Source organism: Thalassospira sp. A3_1, from assembly GCF_017744215.1.
In the GTDB taxonomy this organism is placed as follows: domain Bacteria; phylum Pseudomonadota; class Alphaproteobacteria; order Rhodospirillales; family Thalassospiraceae; genus Thalassospira; species Thalassospira lucentensis_A.
Genome location: NZ_JAGHQQ010000002.1, coordinates 517,112 through 534,120 on the forward strand (window position 1 = coordinate 517,112; position 17,009 = coordinate 534,120).

Below are 17,009 nucleotides of genomic sequence, written 5' to 3' on the forward strand. Positions count from 1 at the left end.
GCCAGTTTATCCCGAATGTTTTAGGCCTGATTTTCGGTTTCTTCCGAGAATTGCAGATTATAGAGATTGGCGTAAGCCCCTCCCAGTGCAAGCAATTCTTCATGACGTCCCTGTTCCGTGACGCGTCCGTTCTGAATAACGCAAATCTTGTCAGCATCAATAATTGTCGACAGGCGATGCGCAATAACAAGCGTTGTGCGACCCTTCATAAGTTCGGTCAGGGCACCCTGAATATGGCGTTCCGATTCCGTATCAAGGGCCGACGTCGCCTCGTCCAGAAGCAGGATCGGGGCATTTTTCAACATTGCCCGCGCAATCGCAATACGCTGGCGCTGCCCACCCGAAAGCTTCACACCATGTTCTCCGACAATGGTGTCATAACCGTTTTCAAGCTGCAGGATGAAATCATGCGCTGCCGCGTGGCGGGCGGCTTCCTCGATTTCGGCGTCGGTCGCACCAAACCGGCCATAGGCAATGTTGGACCGGACCGTATCATCAAACAGCGTGATTTCCTGACTGACCAGTGCGGTTGCCGAACGCAGGCTTTCCAGTGTCACATCGCGGATATCCTGACCGTCAATGGTGATCGCACCTGCATTGATGTCGTAAAATCGCGGGATCAGGTTCAAGATCGTCGATTTACCGGCACCCGAGGGCCCGACAAGCGCGATCGTCTGACCGGCTTCGATATCAAGGCTGATATCGTGTAATGCCGTCGTTTCATCGTTATAGGAAAACGCGACATCCTTGAAATGAATGGCGCCGCCCTTGACCTCAAGCGTTTTGGCATCATCGGCATCGCGAATTTCCGGTTCGATATCAAGAACCGTAAACACGCGCTGGGATGCCGCAAGACCGGCCTGCAGGTTGATATTGATATTGGCAAGGCGCTTGACCGGTTCATATGCCAGCAACAGGGCGGTGATGAACGAAAAGAAACTGCCCGGGTCGCTTGCCCCGTCAATGACGCGGCTACCGCCATAGATGATGATGGTCGTGATCGCGGCCCCGCCGAGTGTTTCCATGATGGGGGACGAACGTGCGCTGACTTTCTGGGCCTTGAAGCTCAGATCGAAAACCGTTTCGACAAGCTTTTCCATCCGTGAACATTCATAGGGTTCCATGCCATAGGCTTTGACATGACGGACACCCTGAAACGTCTGTTCCAGAAGGGTCGCAAATTCACCGATCTGCTGTTGCGTATTGGCCGAAACCTTGCGCATCCGCCGACCCAGACGGGCAATTGGCAGGATGGCGGCGGGAAAAACGGTAAAGGCAATGATGGCAAGCTGCCAATCCTGATAGAACATGACGCCAATCAGAACGACGGCGGTCAGAAAGTCCTTGCCAAAACCGGTCAGCGATACGGAAACGGCCGCACGCATTGCGGTGATATCACTGGTAAAGCGCGTGATCAGTTTGCCGGTGTTGGTGCTGTGGAAAAAGCCGATATCAAGCCGGATGACATGCTCGTAAAGCTTGTTCTGAATATCGGCAAGAATACGGCCGCCGACATAGCTCATCAGAACCGATTGCCCGTAATTGGCAAAGCCTTTCAGCGCGAAGGCTGCAAGGACGGCAACCCCAACAGGAACCAGCATCGCCGGGTTCTTTTTGACGAAGACCTCGTTAATCACCGGGTCCATCAGATAGGCATAGCCGCCGGTCGCCGCCGCCATAAGCGCCATGCAAACCAAAGCCAGAACAATCTTGCCGAAATAGGGGGCAACCGCATCCTTAACGATGCGTTTGATCATTGGCAATGTGTTCCAATGTTCTGTCGTGCGATCTAGCGAATGCTTTGGCAATGAATTCTTCCCGGTCGTGCGACGCCATTTCCGATTGTGTCAGCCTGACACTATCTATATGGAGTAAGCATCATGAATGTCTTAATCTTTCCGGGCTGTTGCTAGCATGCCCGGGCAGGTGCGGCAAGCCGCAGCAACTTGACTTGACTGATACTAATAGGGCCTGCCGGAAAGCAGGCCACGAAAAACGACATATAAGATAAAAAAATGACAGAGCAACTCCACGTGTTTGTGGAACAGACGATTGCGCAAGGTGTGGGCGCACGTGTTTTTCCGCTGCGTTGGGCCGGGCGCCGTATCTGGGTCAAGCAGGCCGTTCCACCAAAGGAAAAGGGCTGGCATCGCCTGCAGCGGTTGATCGCGACCCTGACGCGGATACCGATGTTGCGCCCGACCGTATCGCCCGGCGGCAAGACCGGTCTGGCGAGCGAGGCTGAAATCATTCATGCCTTGACGAAGGCGGGGGTTCTGGTTCCCGATCTTCTGGCGGTCACAGATAACTGGATTGCAATCGGGGATAACGGGGCCATTTTGCAAACCGTCATCAGCGATGCGGTAAAGGCCGGTGATGAAGACCGTGTTGCCGAACTGATTGCCAAGGCCGGGGCCGCCTTGGCCGATTTGCACATCAGCGGCTTTACCCATGGCGCGCCCCTTCTGCGCAACATGACCATCCGTGATGATGGCAGGATCGGCTTCATCGATTTCGAAGAAGATCCCAACAAACGCATGCCATTGCCCGATGCGCAGGCGCGCGATGTCCTTCTGTTTCTGTTTTCCATCCAGCGCGGCTTCAAACGTCGTCCTGATCTTTTGCGTGCCGGATGGCGGGCATATCTCGTGGTAACCGGCATGACCGCGCCGCAAATGAAACCGCTGTCTCATATCGTGCGGGTTATTCGACCGGTTTACATCGCACTGAAACCTTTCCGTCGCTGGCTCGGGACGGATGCGATCAATGCGATGCTGGCATATGGCGTTCTGCGTCGAAGCCTGCGCGGGAAAGACGCCTCACAGGACGTTTCCCTAGTCGCCAAATAAAACACCGGCGCAGATTACTGCGCCGGTTGTTCCACGGGCATGGCGATTGCCGGTTCCACCGATGCTTTCACCTCGGTGATGTCTTCAACAGTCAGACGTTTTGCCGCAGCCCCGTCAAATCCGCCCGAAAACGGTGCCAGATTGTGCAGGAACTGGTTGGCTGAATTGCGCCAGCTATATTGTTCCGCCAATGCACGGGCGTCTTTACCGTCAAGCTCAAGGGCTGCCATGGCGGCTTCGCGAAGGTCGGCGTCAATGGCGCCTGCTTTTGTTCCGCGCACGATATCGGCTGGTCCCTGAACCGGGAATACCGCAACCGGGGTTCCCGATGCCAGGGCCTCAAGGATAACAAGGCCAAAGGTATCGGTTTTGCTCGGGAAGACAAAAACATCGGCTGACGCAAAGGCGATTGCCAATTCCTCGCCGATTTTTTTGCCAAGGAACTGCGCATTCGGATATTTCGATTTCAGTTCCGTCAGTTGCGGCCCGTCACCGACAACGAATTTTGTCCCCGGCAGGTCAAGATCCAGAAAATGTCCGATATTCTTTTCAACCGCCACCCGGCCAACAAACAGCCAGTGCGGTTTGGGGAAATCCCCGAAACTTGCATCCGGTCGCGGCTTGAACAGGTTAAGATCGACACCGCGTGACCAGATATTCAGCTTGTTAAAACCGCGATCCGCCAGTTCTTCGCGAAGCGTTTCCGTGGCCACCATGACCGATTGTGATTTGTTATGGAACCGCCGCATCCCGCGATAGGAAATCGAAAGCGGCAGGCGCGTCCGCGCATGCAGATATTCCGGGAACCGGGTGTGATAGGCCGATGAAAACGGCAATTCGCGTTTCAGGCAATAGGCGCGTGCCGCCTGACCCAGCGGGCCTTCGGTTGCGATATGGATGGCAACCGGCTGCAGGGCATCAATCATCCGGGCAAGCTTGCGTTTGGCAAACAGCGCCAGTCTGATTTCCGGATAGGTAGGGCAGGGGATCGTCCGGAATTGATCGGGCGAGATGATATGGACATCGTGCCCCATCTCGCCCAGTTCGTTGCGCACGGTTTCAAGGGTGCGCACTACTCCATTTACCTGGGGGTACCAGGCATCGGATACGATCAATATTCTCATGCGGTCTTTCCAATCGGCGTGCCGCTGTTCTTTTTTGAACTGCGGGACGCGGTGCGGGTACTTTCCCCGGCAATCCGGAACAGCGACATCAGCTTGCCAAGTCCAAGGGACGGCGCACTGGCAGCATCGCGGCCGGGTTGGGAATGTGTCATCGCCATCTGGCGCATATCCGCCCAGTAAAGCAGTTCAAGTTTTCCGGTCTTGTCTTCGACAAGCGCGGTGCAGCTTTCGACCCAGTCGCCGTCATTGCAATACAGCACATCGCCAATCATCCGCTTTTCGGCGTGATGGATATGGCCGCAAACCACGCCATCCACCTTGCGTTTGGCGGCTTCGTGCGCGACGGCATTTTCGAAATTGCAGACGAACTGGACCGCGTTCTTGACCCGGTTTTTAAGATAGGCCGATAGCGACCAGTATCCGTAACCCAATCGGCGGCGAATGCCGTTGTAGTAACGGTTCAGGACAATCGCGAGGTTGTAGGCCGTATCCCCAAGATAGGCGAGCCACTTGGCATATTTGACGACACCATCAAACTCGTCGCCATGAATGATCAGAAGCTTTCTGCCATCTGCCGTCTCGTGAATGTCGTTCATCTTGACTTCGACATGCCCGAAGGTCATGTCGACAAACTCGCGGGCGAATTCATCATGGTTGCCGGGCACAAAGATGACCTTCGCACCATTTTTGGCCTTGTCCATGATTGTGGTGATCACGGCATGGTGGCTTTCGGGCCAGTACCAGCTTTTCTTAAGCCGCCAGCCGTCAATGATATCGCCAACCAGATAATAGGTATCTGCCGTTACTTCATTGAGGAAATCCAAAAGAAGATCTGCCTGACATCCACGTGTTCCGAGATGGACGTCTGAAATCCAGACCGTGCGGTAATGCGGTTGCAGCGTCATCGCTGTCATTGCCGCTCCTCCGTATCCTGCCATAAGGACGGCTGGAATCCGACGGTTTTACATGCCGGATACTGTCCCCAACCAGTAATTGTTTAAAACAAATGGCGCGAATATATAACCCGTTCATATAAATTTATCGGTTCTGTCAATATCCTGTTACATATTTCATTTTGTATAAAGGGAACGCGAAAGTAATGTTTCATTTTTATTTCGAAAGTTTTTCGCAATGACCCATGACGGGGTAACGGTCATCTTCAATCCGCGTGCAGGCGGAAACAAACAGCGTTTCCTTTCAAGCATTTTACAGAAGGCTGGCATAAAGGTTGAATTGTTACAGACAACCCATCCCGGCCATGCCCGTGAACTGGCGCGCAAGGTTCGTGCCCATCAACGGCTTTTTGTTGCCGGCGGGGATGGGTCGCTGAACGAGGCCCTGAACGGTTTGCTGGATGCGCAGATCGAAGGCCACGAAGTCCCGCCGCTTGGCATCATTCCGCTGGGAACGGCCAATGTTCTGGCGGTCGAGGTCGGGCTTGAAATCCGCGCGCAGGCAATTGCCGATTACATCAATAACCCGGCCCAGGTCTGGGTGCGGCCCGGTCTGGTCAATGGCCGTGCGTTCTTTTTGATGGTCGGCATGGGCGCGGATGCCGATACCGTCGCAAACGTGTCGCTAAAACTTAAAAGACTGATCGGCAAGGGGGCATATGTTATCGAAGGGCTCCGGAATATCATCTTTCCGCATCACCGCGATTTCGAGGTTAATATCGGGCGCGAACAATATCGCGTCGCCGGTGTGGTTGCGACACATGCCAAGCATTACGGCGGGGCGTTCGTTATTTCACCTGATGCCAAACTGACCGATAACAGCCTTGATGTTGTGCTGATGCCCGGAAGCGGCTTTATGGCGTTGGCGCGATACGGGATTGCTTTGACCCTGAACCGCTTGCACGCGCAAACCGATGTATCGGTCGTACAGACCGAACGACTGACCATCACCAGCCACTGCGGCCCGGCACCCTTGCAGATTGACGGCGAAAGTGCCGGCAAGCTGCCATGTGAAATCAGCCTGTCGCCCTATCCGGTTCGGGTTATGGTGCCTCAGGCCTATGCCGACCAATGCAATGGCCGCCAAAACGAAAACAGGGATGCGCCAAACACACCCCTGTTGCAAATCGCCGCAGATTGATTTTCGGGCTTATTGCCCGGCCAGCGTCATGCCATCAATCCGGATTGTCGGGGCATTGGTGCCGTATTTAAAGGTCAGGTCATTGGCCGGTACGGCCGTTTTGAACATGTCCTTAAGGTTACCGGCAACCGTGATTTCGGAAACCGGATAAGCCAGTTCACCATTTTCGATCCAGAAGCCCGATGCACCCCGCGAATAATCGCCGGTCACACCGTTGACGCTGCTGCCGATCATCTCGGTGATGTAAAGGCCCTGTTTGATGTCCTTGATCATGTCGGCGGGCGATATGGTGCCCGGTTCCATGTAAAGGTTGGTGGTCGACGGTCCCGGCAGGCTTCCGGCACCGCGCGATGCGTTGCCGGTTGATTTCAGGCCAAGCTGGCGGGCGGACCGCAAATCCATGATCCAGGTTTTCAGAACGCCATTTTCAATCAGATGGCGCTTTTCGTTGGCAACACCTTCGGCGTCAAACGGTTTGGAACGCAGGCCACGTTTGCGGTGCGGATTGTCAATGATGTTGATCCCCGGCGCAAAGATTTCCTTGCCCATGGCATCCAGAAGGAAACTGGTGCCGCGCGCAATGCCCGATCCGTTGATTGCACCTGCCAGATGCCCAACGAGGGATGCGGAAACGCGTGGATCATAGATTACCGGGACCTGCGTGCTTTTGACCTTGCGCGGGTTCAAACGTTTCAGGGTCTTTTCGGCGGCCTTAAGGCCGATATCGACCGGATCGCGCAGATCGGTCGAAAAGACCGCACTGTCATAGTCATAATCGCGTTCCATGCCGGTGCCGGTTCCGGCAAGGACGGATACGGAAATGTGGCTGCCGCTGCCGGCATAGGAATTGGCAAAGCCGTTGGTCGCGGCAAGCGTGATCTGATGGGTTCCCCAGCCTGCATCTGCGCCCTCGGAATTGGTGATGCCTTCAACCGACCTTGCGGCTTCTTCACAGGCGGTGGCCCATGCAATCAGCTTTTCCTGGCTGACTTCACCCGGCTCGCAAAGCTCAAGTGCCTCGACGTCAAATGTTTCGGCCAGTTCGGATGGGTCGGCAATGCCGCAGAACGGGTCCTCGGGGGCGTTTTTCGCCATGGCGACGGCGCGCTCGACCAGTTCTTTCAATGCGCTTTCGCTGGTGTCGGATGACGACACAACTGCCTGCTGCTTGCCGATCAGAACACGCAGGCCAAGATCGGCACCTTCGGATCGTTCAAGCTTCTCCATCTTGCCCAGTCGCTGCGATACCGAAAGTGACGTGCCTTCGACATAAACGGCATCCGCATCGTCGGCACCCGCCTTTTTTGCACGCGCCAGCAGGTCGGTGATGCGATCGAGTGTCATGTCGGTTTTGGGCATGGAAGCTCCCTTTGATCGGAATGTGGTTTCCTATGGTTATAGGCAGGCTGATCGCTTTTCGCAAAGGGCAAGAAGAGGCAATCGCCTGAAAGACCCAACCAGATACCGTCTGACGCACATTTGAATGAACCATTGAGCGAAAGCCGATCTTTGGTCATTTTTTCTTCGCAAGTTGCTATTATGACCTGAAATCCGAACCGGGAAAAACCGGAAACCTGTAAAAAATGACGGGAAACACACGTGCGAAACCTGTTTGTGGCAACACTGCTTCTGGGCACTTCCCTGACGATGTTGCAAGCTGATGCGCAAGAAGCCGAAACTGCGGCACCAAACGATATGGCGGCGGCACCGGTAACGGCCAATGATCTTTATCGCGAAATGCGCATTCAGGCTGGACAATATGCCGCGCAAAACCGTCATCAGGTTCTTGTCGGGGATTTTACCTCTGACGATGTCAATGACCAGATCGTCGGCTGGGTGGATCGTGACAATCCCGAAGGACCCTTCTTCGATGTCCTGATGGTTACCAGGCACAATGGTGAACTACATTCCGAATTCAAACAAATCCCTTTTGTGCAATCGGAACAATACGCCCTTTGCATTGACGATAAAACCGCCCCGCCGGTCATGAGCTGGCAGGTCAACGATCCCGAATATATGCGCGATGTCATTGGCAATGGCGACCTTTGCAATATCGCCGTGCGGGTCGATGATTTCATGTGCGATGCGCCGCAATTCTTCTGGTCGGAAAAGCCGGGCGAAAGCGGCGAACACTGGATGTTCTTCCGGAATTGAGGCAAGAGACTATGCGTGATATAATGCGCACATGTGATGCACATGGATGATGGGCGGAATTATGGGCGCTGTTACGAACAAACATACCCGCAAGGCGACCAATGTCAGTCTTGATTCCGAACTTCTGGAAACGGCAAAGCAGCTTGGAATCAATATTTCACGTAGTGCCGAGGCCGGACTAAGAGACGCTGTCACGAAACGACAGGCCGAAATCTGGAAAAAGGAAAACAGTGCGGCGATACAGGCCAGCAATGACTATGTTGAAACGCACGGTATTCCACTGGCATCGCATCGAAAATTCTGATGGCACGTTATGACATTCATAAATTCGCCAACGGATATGTTGTGGATGTGCAGGCCGATCTTCTTGCCGATATGACCACGCGTGTGGTTGTACCGCTTCGTCCGCATTCGGAAATACCAAAACCAATCGGGCGTTTGAACCCGGTCATCCTGATTGGCGATACCCGATGGGTTTTGCTTCCGCAGTTCATGGCGACAGTCGCGGTTGCCGAACTCGGAGAGGTGGTCGGTGAGTTTTCTGAAAAATTTGCTCTCACCGACGCACTGGACATGGTGTTTCAGGGAATTTAATCCCGCCAGATTTTCTTGCCCGATCCCGGCAATCCGTACCGGTCCCATTTGGCATCAACCCGATCAATAATCTCGTCTTCCATGAAAATCTTTTCGCCCCATTCCCGATGGGTTTCGGGGGGCAGCTTGTTGGTCGCGTCAAGGCCAAGCTTGCCGCCAAGGCCGCTTTCGGGCGATGCGAAATCAAGATAATCGATCGGTGTTTCGGTCACGGTGGTGATGTCGCGCACCGGGTCCATGCGGGTTGAAATCGCCCACATCACGTCTTTCCAGTCGCGCACATCAATATCGTCATCCACGACAATAACAAATTTCGTATACATGAATTGCCGCAGGAACGACCACACACCCATCATCACGCGCTTGGCATGCCCCGGATAGGCCTTCTTCATCGATACGACCGCGATGCGATACGAACATCCTTCGGGCGGCAGCCAGAAATCGACGATTTCGGGGAATTGCTGCTGCAATAGCGGCACGAAAACATCGTTCAATGCCTCGCCAAGGACCGATGGCTCATCTGGCGGGCGGCCGGTAAAGGTCGACAGATAGATCGGCTTTTTGCGCATGGTAATCGCGGTCAGGGTGAATACCGGGAATTCCTCGACCGAGTTATAATATCCGGTATGGTCGCCATACGGCCCCTCGGGCGCATATTCATCCAGCGACACATAGCCTTCCAGAATGATTTCCGCCGTCGCCGGGACTTTCAGCGGAACGGTCTTGCAATCAACCAGCTCGACCTTTTCCCCGCGCAGCAATCCGGCAAACTGATATTCCGAAAGCGTATCGGGAACCGGGGTCACCGCGGCAAGGATCGTACCCGGATCGGCACCAAGCACGATGGCGGCAGGTAACGGATCGCGCTTTTCCTTTTTCCAGCGCGCATGATGCTGCGCCCCGCCACGATGTTTCAGCCAGCGCATGATCGCCTTGTTCTTGCCCAGAACCTGCATGCGATAGATACCAAGATTGAACACATCGCGTTTGTCACCGCCCTTTTCGTTGGCGGTCGGGCCTTGGGTCACAACCAGCGGCCATGTGATCAACGGTGCCGGTTCCCCCGGCCAGCATGACTGGATCGGCAATTTTGAAAGGTCAATGTCATCGCCTTCAAGGACGATTTCCTGACACGGGGCCTTGGAAACCGTTTTGGGCTTCATCGCCATCACGGTCTTGGCCAGCGGCAGCATTGAAAATGCTTCCTTGAGGCTTCCGGGTGGTTCGGGCTGTTTGAGAAACGCCAGCGTCTCGCCGACTTCGCGCAATTCTTCGGGCTTGCGGTTCATGCCGGCCGCCACGCGGTCCACGGTGCCAAAAAGGTTCACCAGAACCGGCATGTCGTATTTCTGGCCATCTTCGCCAATGACATTTTCAAACAGGACCGCCGGGCCACCTTCGGCCAGAAGGCGTGTCTGAATTTCCGTCATCTCAAGATAGGGGGAAACCGGTTCGCTAACCCGGACCAGACGGTCTGTCTTTTCAAGCTCGTCGATGAAGTCGCGAAGGGATTGATAGGGCATGGGCACCGCAATCTGTGAAATCGGTCGGTCAAAGCTGGCAATAGCCTAGCCAGCAACAAACCGTGCCAACAATAAATCTGTTGTTTCACGAATTAATACGGTGCAGACGCGATGTCCAGCATCCACTCCCTTCCGGGAGGCAAAGGGAGTGGATGCCAGACCGGAAAATTACGAGGAACGATTGGTGTAATAGGCGACGTTTCCATCATTATCGATGGTTGCCAGCTGCCCCGCCTTGGTCAGGACGGACATGCAATCATCTTCCTCATCCTGGCCCCAAAGGCACAGATATTGCCCCTGTTCGATGGTCCAGAGTTTTTCGCGCATACCGCGATCACCGTCCTCGTCAATCCAGGTGATTGATGCCATGCCATTCTGGAAATAGGTGACATTCACATTGGTTTCCTTGCCCTCGTCACGATAGGAAAAGGTCTGATCATTGATCGTATTGACCAATGCGGTGCCGGTTAACGGGCTGTATCCCGACGCAACAACCGTCGCGGTGGCTTCTTCCATGTCGTCACTTTGAACATCAATATCCGGGGTCGCCGATGGTGTTCCGCAGGCAGACAGGGCCGCGGTGATCGAAATAACGCCAGCAAGACCGGCACGCTTGATATGTGTTATGTTCATTTTGTTTTCCTTTTGCTCTTTGTGCCCACCAAATCATTTGGGATATCTGCCGTCCAAAGCGGCGATCCGGCAGAGCGAACAGTCAGAATAAAAAGGAAAATTGTCGCCTTCTGGTCGTCTATGCGTCGACTGAATGGCAATATTGACCAAATTGGTGGTGTCGGTTGCAGACGGATTTGGTTATACAGGGGCAAGAAACCGGGTTGCGCAGCACCACCCTGTGCGGCCTGTCGACATTCACCAAAGCATGAAGGACGCACAGATGGCCAAGTACTGGGTTATCGGGGGCACCTATCAGGATACCGGTTTTGACAAGCCGATCGGCGAAGAAACCAAAGTCGGTCCGTTTGGCAGCTTCGAAGACGCGGAAAAAGAATGGTCCAAGATGGCCTGGCAGTCGGTTGACGACGCCAATTCGCGTTACCGCATCGAACGTCTCGAAGAATACTGGGTTGTCGGTGGCGAATACGAAACCACCGATTTCGAAAAGCCGGTCGGCGGCGAAGAAGAACGCCACGGCCCGTTTGCGACCTTCAAGGATGCCGAAAAGGCGTGGTCGAAACTGGCTTGGCAGCACGTCGATAACTGCAATTGCCGTTATCGCGTCGTTGAAGGCTGAACCGGCCTTAAAACCGGAACCGATTGACGATGTTTTCTGTTTCTGATGCGCAGGCGATCCCGGATCGTTCCTTGCGCGAACAGATTGAAAAACACCCACGCGCGCAGGATCTCCTGCGCGCGTTTTTATATCCCTATAGCGCGCCGGATCATGACTTCCTGTTTGTCGATGGTGGGGTTATGGCCCTTCCGGGCGACAGTATTAAGGATGCCATCGCCGGACGAATGCCTGTTCTGGCGGTGGGGTCCAACTGGGCACCGGTTCAGCTGGCGCGAAAATTTGCCGCCCCGCGTCATCTGGACCCGGTTCCGGTCACGGTTGGCTGGATGGATCATCACGATATCGTCTATTCCGCGCATATGACCGGCTATGGCGCGATCCCGGCAACATTGGCCCCGTCACCCGGAACCCGTGTACGGGTTGCCGTGACGTGGCTGAATGCGGTGCAACTGACCCATATGCACGCAACGGAATCTGTTCCCGATCATTACCGGTACCAGCAGATTGACGGAAAAAACCTGCATCTTGATTGCGGGGTATCGGTTGATCTGATTGGCAGCTATCAGTCGACTGCCGGGCATGTTTTTGATGCGAATGATATCTTTGCCCTTGCGGGGATCGCAGCAACGAAACGGCGGTTCAGGTCCCTGAACCAGTGGGAAATGATCGCCCATATCGCAATGCGCGCGGGGCAACCGATGCATCCCGATTTCGTGCTTTGGTTGACTGATAATATTGTAATGCGGAAAAAACTGGTCGGCCGCTATTTAAAACCGGTGGAATGATCCCACATCAGAACTATCGTTCCATTACGTTGTTGCTTTCTTTTTCATGTTTTGTAACCATTTGAAATTGCTTTTATTTTGAATGCAATTCGCAAGGGGGAAAGCAGCCTGAAGCCAAAAAGACTTTGATGACTGCAATTGGGTGAACCAGAAACATCCGGTTGTATTCGTTGAAAATACAATTCCGATGCTCGGGGTACAACAGAGGTATCGGAATGGGAAAAATCAAAAGATCCTTTGGGGGGATTAACTGGCGCAGTTTTTCTGCAGCCAGCATTGCTGCGTTTTGCAGCAATGACCATTTCGTGGGGAGGATGAAATGTTTAGTGCGCGGTCCGACGATGCGCATATCGTCGAAGCGATCAAAAGATCCCAGGGTACTATCGAGTTCACGCTTGATGGCAAGATACTGGATGCGAACCAGAATTTCCTGAACCTGATGGGTTATGACCTGTCAGAAGTTCGCGGCAAACATCACAAAATGTTTGTCGATGAAGAATACGCCCAAAGTTCCGAATATAGGGATTTCTGGGAAAAACTGCGTGCGGGTAAATTCTTTACCGCCGAATTCCAGCGATTTGGCAAGAATGGCAAGGAAGTCTGGATACAGGCAACCTATAACCCGGTGCTTAATCATCGGGGTGTCCCTTACAAGGTTTTCAAGGTTGCAACAGATATCACCGATCGTAAACTGAGATCGGCGGATTATGCCGGACAGGTCGATGCCATCGGAAAATCCCAGGCTGTGATCGAATTTGCCATGGATGGTACGATCCTGAAGGCCAATGAAAACTTCCTTTCTGCGATGGGATACGAGTTGTCCGAGGTGCAGGGCAAACATCACCGGATGTTTGTTTCACCCGAATTTGCCCAAAGCCGCGAATATGCCGATTTCTGGGCCAGGCTGCGCGACGGCAAATATATGTCGGCCGAATATCAGCGCTTTGGAAAAAACGGGAAGGAAGTCTGGATACAGGCCAGTTACAACCCGATCATGGATATGTCCGGGCGCCCGTTCAAAGTTGTAAAATACGCAACCGACATCACAGCCGAAAAAATACAAAGAGCCGATTTTGCAGGCCAGATCAATGCCATCGGCAAATCGCAGGCGGTTATTTCGTTTGAAATGGACGGCACGATCATTGATGCCAATGACAATTTCCTGAATGCAATGGGCTATTCCCGCGAGGAGGTCAAAGGAAAGCATCACAGCATGTTTGTCGATCCGGAATATGCCAAAAGCGACAAATATCGTGATTTCTGGGCAGCCCTTGGACAGGGGAAATATCAGGTCGCGGAATTCAAACGCTTTGGCAAGGGCGGCAGGGAAATCTGGATTCAGGCCAGCTATAATCCGGTGATAGATATGAACGGTCGGCCGTTCAAGGTGGTCAAATATGCCACCGACATCACCAAACAGGTTCAGACCCGTATCACGGCCGAAGAACTTGCAGAAGGATCAAGCGCAAGTGCCGAAGCCGTCGCCAGCGCATCCGAGGAAATGCTGTCAGCCATTCAGGAAATCAGCGAAAGCATGCAGCGTTCCCAGATCGCCGTGACGGACATTGTTTCAAAAATCCAGATGGCCGATGAAATCCGCGGAGAGCTGGAAACAACATCCGAGGCAATGACTGGCGTGGTGCAGATCATCCGTGATCTGGCTGAACAGGTAAACCTGCTGGCCCTGAATGCAACGATCGAAGCCGCACGCGCCGGCGATGCGGGCAAGGGCTTTGCCGTGGTTGCGGGGGAAGTCAAAAACCTTGCGACCCAGACTGCCAAGGCAACCGATCAGATCGAAGTGCAGATCAGCTCGATGCTGAGCATCACCAAACGTGTCGTCAGTTCGACACAGCAAATTTCAACATCCGCCAACGAGGTCAGCGATTACGTCAATGCGGTGGCTTCGGCAGTGGAAGAACAAACCAGCGTGACACAGGATATTTCAAAGAATATCCAGTTCGTGTTCACCGGCATCAGCGAACTGAATGACTGCGTCAAACAGATCGCAAGCTGAATAGATCCCGCCCCTAATTCTCCCGGTCTGGCAAAAGCTGCCAGATCCGGGTGAATTTGTTTTCAACATCCTCGACCGCAACATCCACCGGCACGTCATAGGTTTCAAGTTCGTCGATATTGTGTGTCGGGGCATATGTCCGGCCCGGATCGGCAAGGATCACACGCGTGCCAAGTCGTGCCTCGCTCATCAGCCATTGCAGAACGGCGTTGGCCATTTGCTGCTGATAACAGACATCACCGGCAAAAATCACATCCCAGCGCCGGGTTGCCGATTGGGTGCCGACAAAGTTTTCGGTCGTGGTTTCAAATGCAACGCCATTGCGCTTGGCATTCAGTCGGGTGGCGGTAATGGCCACCGGGTCAATGTCGTTTGCCAGAATGCTGTCCGCACCGGCCATGACGCAGGCAATCGCCTGCATGCCGCCACCGCACGCAAAATCCAGAACCTTTTTACCGCGGACCAATTCCGGATGATCAAGGATGTATCGCGTAATCGCCTGTCCGCCCGGCCATGCAAACGCCCAATAGGGCGGCGGAATATCCAGCACGCCAAGAATATCCTCGGTCGCCTGCCAAAGTGGCGTGATATGGGTGGCCAGATACATTTCGACCTCGGGCGCCAATGGCACCCGTGCCGGTACGGTAAAGGTATCGATCAGATCGGCAAAACGCGGATCGTCGACTTCGGGGACCAAGGCATCGGCGAAAACATTATCGGTCATGATCGGCCCATATCAGGGTGAATTTGATTGCCGGGGCTTACTTGCTTTGTGACCCGGGTGCAAGCGAAGTCGCATCCGGGTTTTCGTCGGGCTTCTGGCTGTTTTGGGCATTGCGACCAAGATACAGCAAGATATCACGCGGCTTTGCCTTGGGAATGTCAGGCCCCATATGAAGCTGCGCCCCGCGGACAAGGGCAATGACCGGCGGTTCGGCGCCCTGAACCTCAATAAAATCACTCCAGCCGAATTCTTCGGTCAGACGGGTTTGCCGAATTTCGGCCCCGTGCCGGAAATCCTCCCGGATGTCGTCGGTTGTCATCGGCTCGGAAAACAGTGGCAGCCCGCCAAGTGTCTGGCTATGGCGTTTCGGGTCTTCGGGTGATCCGTGCATGCCGGTCTGGAAAACGGCGCGACGGCCAAATTCCGGCGCAAAATCGGTACAGACCAGCGTGTTATAGGCATCGTTATCCGTGGTCGCGATCAGCTTGCCAAGCGATGAAGTATCAAGGTGATGTTCGAAAACTTCCGAAAGCACTTCCCCGTAATAGGTCTGCAATCCGGCCTCGCGCGCCAGACGCATGCTGTGCCAGCGGCTATCGGCAACCACGACCGGAATGTCGAGCTCGACAAGACGCCGGGCAAGATCAATCGTCCAGCGATGCGCACCGACGATCAGAACACCGGGTGGGCCTTTAACGGCCAGATCAAGTTGGCGGGCCATGGGCCGGATGGAAAAGCCGTGCAGCACCACGGTCGAAAACACCATGGCAAAGGCCAGCGGGATCAAAAGCGCCCCATCGGCATAGCCAAGTTCGACAAGCTCCGCTCCAAACAGGCCGGAAACCGCGACCGCCACAATCCCGCGCGGTGCGATCCAGCCGACCAGTAACCGCTCTTTCCAGGTCACCTTTGAAAATGCCAGCGACCCGATCACCGAAACCGGTCGCACGACAAACAGCATGGCCAGAACAAAAAGCCCGTGACCCCATGTCAGTTCGGCAATCATCGACCATTCAAGCGTTGCGGTCAGGATGATGAACACGCTGGAAACCAGAATGACGGTCAGGGTTTCCTTGAACCGGCGGATTTCATCAATCGCCATCAGATGGGCATTGCCAATCGTCAGGCCCAGCACCGTTACAGCCAGCAAGCCGCTTTCTTCCTGAATTTCATTGGCCCCCGCAAAGCAGGTCAGAAGCACGCCAAGAACAAGCGGGGCTTTCAGGAATTCCGGGATCCAGCCGCGTTTGAAAATCTGAACCGTCCCCAATCCGAATGCCAGACCGATCAGGACTGCCAGCAGGATATTAAGTGCCAGATGACCAACGGCTGCGCCAAACCCGTTGCCATGCTGGCTGGCGACAATGACTTCGTAGGCAAGTACGGCAAACAGCGCCCCGATCGGGTCATTAACGATGCCTTCCCATTTCAGAAGCGTCGCCGGGCGTTTTGACAACCGTGCATGACGCAACAGCGGCGCAATCACCGTCGGGCCGGTCACGATCATGATCCCGCCAAACAGGGCCGCCACCGGCCATGACAGATCTGCCAGATAATGTGCGGCACCTGCACCCAGCAGCCACGCGACAAGCGGGGCAATCGTCGTCAGGCGGATCACGCCGCTGACACTATGCGTCAGTTCCCGGAAATCAAGCGCAAGCCCGCCTTCAAACAGGATCACCGCAACCGCGACGGCAACAAGCGGCTGCAACAGTGTACCGAAATCATTGACCGGATCAATCAGGTCGGTTCCCGGTCCCAGCAGCAGCCCGACGATGGACAGCAACACGATTGCCGGAATACCGGCCCGCCATGCAAACCATTGCGCCCCGACACCCGCAAGGATCAGTCCGGCAATCATCAGGGCAAGTGGTGCGATCATGGGCGGCCTTT

The 17,009-nt window shown here is 54.5% G+C and carries 16 protein-coding genes; 8 read left to right on the forward strand and 8 right to left on the reverse strand.

Going from position 1 to position 17,009, the window contains the following annotated elements; all coding sequences use genetic code 11:
• Nucleotides 1–20: 20 nt before the first annotated feature.
• On the reverse strand, nt 21–1,757 hold the full coding sequence (locus J7395_RS09380; RefSeq protein WP_209221301.1) for an ABC transporter transmembrane domain-containing protein: 1,737 nt from the start codon (nt 1,755–1,757) through the stop codon (nt 21–23).
• 258 nt (nt 1,758–2,015) lie between these two features.
• Between J7395_RS09380 and J7395_RS09385 the strand changes: the two genes are divergently transcribed.
• Nucleotides 2,016–2,849 carry a hypothetical protein gene (locus J7395_RS09385; RefSeq protein ID WP_114111622.1) on the forward strand — a complete coding sequence of 278 codons (834 nt, stop codon included), beginning with the start codon at nt 2,016–2,018 and terminating at the stop codon, nt 2,847–2,849.
• Nucleotides 2,850–2,863: 14 nt separating this feature from the next.
• Here the strand turns inward: J7395_RS09385 and J7395_RS09390 are convergent, their stop codons facing one another.
• Nucleotides 2,864–3,973: a glycosyltransferase family 1 protein gene (locus J7395_RS09390; protein ID WP_097051110.1), complete on the reverse strand. Its 1,110-nt coding sequence runs from the start codon at nt 3,971–3,973 to the stop codon at nt 2,864–2,866.
• On the reverse strand, nt 3,970–4,887 hold the full coding sequence (locus J7395_RS09395) for a UDP-2,3-diacylglucosamine diphosphatase (RefSeq protein WP_007091217.1): 918 nt from the start codon (nt 4,885–4,887) through the stop codon (nt 3,970–3,972). Before J7395_RS09395 ends, J7395_RS09390 begins: the two co-directional genes overlap by 4 nt.
• Before the next feature lie 217 nt (nt 4,888–5,104).
• On the opposite strand from J7395_RS09395, the gene J7395_RS09400 reads away from it, so the two are divergent.
• Nucleotides 5,105–6,067, forward strand: a complete 963-nt coding sequence (locus J7395_RS09400) for a diacylglycerol kinase family protein (RefSeq protein WP_097051109.1) — start codon at nt 5,105–5,107, stop codon at nt 6,065–6,067.
• 9 nt (nt 6,068–6,076) lie between these two features.
• Here J7395_RS09400 and J7395_RS09405 read toward each other — a convergent pair whose 3' ends face one another.
• Nucleotides 6,077–7,426 (reverse strand): TldD/PmbA family protein, encoded by a 1,350-nt coding sequence (locus J7395_RS09405; RefSeq protein WP_209221302.1) that lies wholly within the window; start codon nt 7,424–7,426, stop codon nt 6,077–6,079.
• Nucleotides 7,427–7,666: 240 nt separating this feature from the next.
• Here J7395_RS09405 and J7395_RS09410 point away from each other — a divergent pair, with 240 nt between their 5' ends.
• From J7395_RS09410 to J7395_RS09420, 3 genes are all read left to right on the forward strand, one after another.
• A complete protein-coding gene (locus J7395_RS09410) occupies nt 7,667–8,221 on the forward strand; it encodes a hypothetical protein (RefSeq protein ID WP_209221303.1) in 555 nt (184 codons plus the stop codon).
• 61 nt (nt 8,222–8,282) lie between these two features.
• Nucleotides 8,283–8,525 (forward strand): type II toxin-antitoxin system CcdA family antitoxin, encoded by a 243-nt coding sequence (locus J7395_RS09415; RefSeq protein WP_062950642.1) that lies wholly within the window; start codon nt 8,283–8,285, stop codon nt 8,523–8,525.
• Nucleotides 8,525–8,815: a CcdB family protein gene (locus J7395_RS09420; protein WP_209221304.1), complete on the forward strand. Its 291-nt coding sequence runs from the start codon at nt 8,525–8,527 to the stop codon at nt 8,813–8,815. The genes J7395_RS09415 and J7395_RS09420 overlap by 1 nt, the downstream gene beginning before the upstream one ends.
• Here J7395_RS09420 and J7395_RS09425 read toward each other — a convergent pair.
• Together J7395_RS09425 and J7395_RS09430 are read right to left on the reverse strand one after the other, a co-directional pair.
• Nucleotides 8,812–10,338 carry a UbiD family decarboxylase gene (locus J7395_RS09425; protein WP_062958585.1) on the reverse strand — a complete coding sequence of 509 codons (1,527 nt, stop codon included), beginning with the start codon at nt 10,336–10,338 and terminating at the stop codon, nt 8,812–8,814. The genes J7395_RS09420 and J7395_RS09425 overlap by 4 nt on opposite strands.
• Nucleotides 10,339–10,506: 168 nt before the next feature.
• On the reverse strand, nt 10,507–10,971 hold the full coding sequence (locus J7395_RS09430) for a hypothetical protein (protein ID WP_062950634.1): 465 nt from the start codon (nt 10,969–10,971) through the stop codon (nt 10,507–10,509).
• Nucleotides 10,972–11,233: 262 nt separating this feature from the next.
• On the opposite strand from J7395_RS09430, the gene J7395_RS09435 reads away from it, so the two are divergent.
• The 3 genes from J7395_RS09435 (at nt 11,234) to J7395_RS20880 (ending at nt 14,392) form a co-directional block, all read left to right on the forward strand.
• Nucleotides 11,234–11,590 carry a hypothetical protein gene (locus tag J7395_RS09435; protein WP_007091209.1) on the forward strand — a complete coding sequence of 119 codons (357 nt, stop codon included), beginning with the start codon at nt 11,234–11,236 and terminating at the stop codon, nt 11,588–11,590.
• Nucleotides 11,591–11,619: 29 nt separating this feature from the next.
• The gene (locus tag J7395_RS09440) at nt 11,620–12,375 is read left to right on the forward strand and encodes a hypothetical protein (protein WP_209221305.1); all 756 of its coding nucleotides are present in this window, start codon (nt 11,620–11,622) and stop codon (nt 12,373–12,375) included.
• A gap of 319 nt (nt 12,376–12,694) precedes the next feature.
• On the forward strand, nt 12,695–14,392 hold the full coding sequence (locus tag J7395_RS20880; protein WP_062950628.1) for a PAS domain-containing methyl-accepting chemotaxis protein: 1,698 nt from the start codon (nt 12,695–12,697) through the stop codon (nt 14,390–14,392).
• A gap of 13 nt (nt 14,393–14,405) precedes the next feature.
• Here the strand turns inward: J7395_RS20880 and J7395_RS09460 are convergent, their stop codons facing one another.
• Both J7395_RS09460 and J7395_RS09465 read right to left on the reverse strand, forming a co-directional pair.
• Entirely contained in the window at nt 14,406–15,116 is a 711-nt protein-coding gene (locus tag J7395_RS09460) for a 50S ribosomal protein L11 methyltransferase (protein WP_114111617.1), read from the reverse strand.
• A 37-nt stretch (nt 15,117–15,153) separates the two neighbouring features.
• On the reverse strand, nt 15,154–16,998 hold the full coding sequence (locus J7395_RS09465; RefSeq protein ID WP_209221306.1) for a sodium:proton antiporter: 1,845 nt from the start codon (nt 16,996–16,998) through the stop codon (nt 15,154–15,156).
• Nucleotides 16,999–17,009 lie beyond the last annotated feature (11 nt).

What these genes read in the sequence shown, in the direction of transcription:
- J7395_RS09380 (WP_209221301.1), bottom strand. Translation starts at nt 1,757, where the DNA reads ATGATCAAACGCATCGTTAAGGATGCGGTTGCCCCCTATTTCGGCAAG.
- J7395_RS09385 (WP_114111622.1), top strand. Translation starts at nt 2,016, where the DNA reads ATGACAGAGCAACTCCACGTGTTTGTGGAACAGACGATTGCGCAAGGT.
- J7395_RS09390 (WP_097051110.1), bottom strand. Translation starts at nt 3,973, where the DNA reads ATGAGAATATTGATCGTATCCGATGCCTGGTACCCCCAGGTAAATGGA.
- J7395_RS09395 (WP_007091217.1), bottom strand. Translation starts at nt 4,887, where the DNA reads ATGACAGCGATGACGCTGCAACCGCATTACCGCACGGTCTGGATTTCA.
- J7395_RS09400 (WP_097051109.1), top strand. Translation starts at nt 5,105, where the DNA reads ATGACCCATGACGGGGTAACGGTCATCTTCAATCCGCGTGCAGGCGGA.
- J7395_RS09405 (WP_209221302.1), bottom strand. Translation starts at nt 7,426, where the DNA reads ATGCCCAAAACCGACATGACACTCGATCGCATCACCGACCTGCTGGCG.
- J7395_RS09415 (WP_062950642.1), top strand. Translation starts at nt 8,283, where the DNA reads ATGGGCGCTGTTACGAACAAACATACCCGCAAGGCGACCAATGTCAGT.
- J7395_RS09420 (WP_209221304.1), top strand. Translation starts at nt 8,525, where the DNA reads ATGGCACGTTATGACATTCATAAATTCGCCAACGGATATGTTGTGGAT.
- J7395_RS09425 (WP_062958585.1), bottom strand. Translation starts at nt 10,338, where the DNA reads ATGCCCTATCAATCCCTTCGCGACTTCATCGACGAGCTTGAAAAGACA.
- J7395_RS09430 (WP_062950634.1), bottom strand. Translation starts at nt 10,971, where the DNA reads ATGAACATAACACATATCAAGCGTGCCGGTCTTGCTGGCGTTATTTCG.
- J7395_RS09435 (WP_007091209.1), top strand. Translation starts at nt 11,234, where the DNA reads ATGGCCAAGTACTGGGTTATCGGGGGCACCTATCAGGATACCGGTTTT.
- J7395_RS09440 (WP_209221305.1), top strand. Translation starts at nt 11,620, where the DNA reads ATGTTTTCTGTTTCTGATGCGCAGGCGATCCCGGATCGTTCCTTGCGC.
- J7395_RS20880 (WP_062950628.1), top strand. Translation starts at nt 12,695, where the DNA reads ATGTTTAGTGCGCGGTCCGACGATGCGCATATCGTCGAAGCGATCAAA.
- J7395_RS09460 (WP_114111617.1), bottom strand. Translation starts at nt 15,116, where the DNA reads ATGACCGATAATGTTTTCGCCGATGCCTTGGTCCCCGAAGTCGACGAT.
- J7395_RS09465 (WP_209221306.1), bottom strand. Translation starts at nt 16,998, where the DNA reads ATGATCGCACCACTTGCCCTGATGATTGCCGGACTGATCCTTGCGGGT.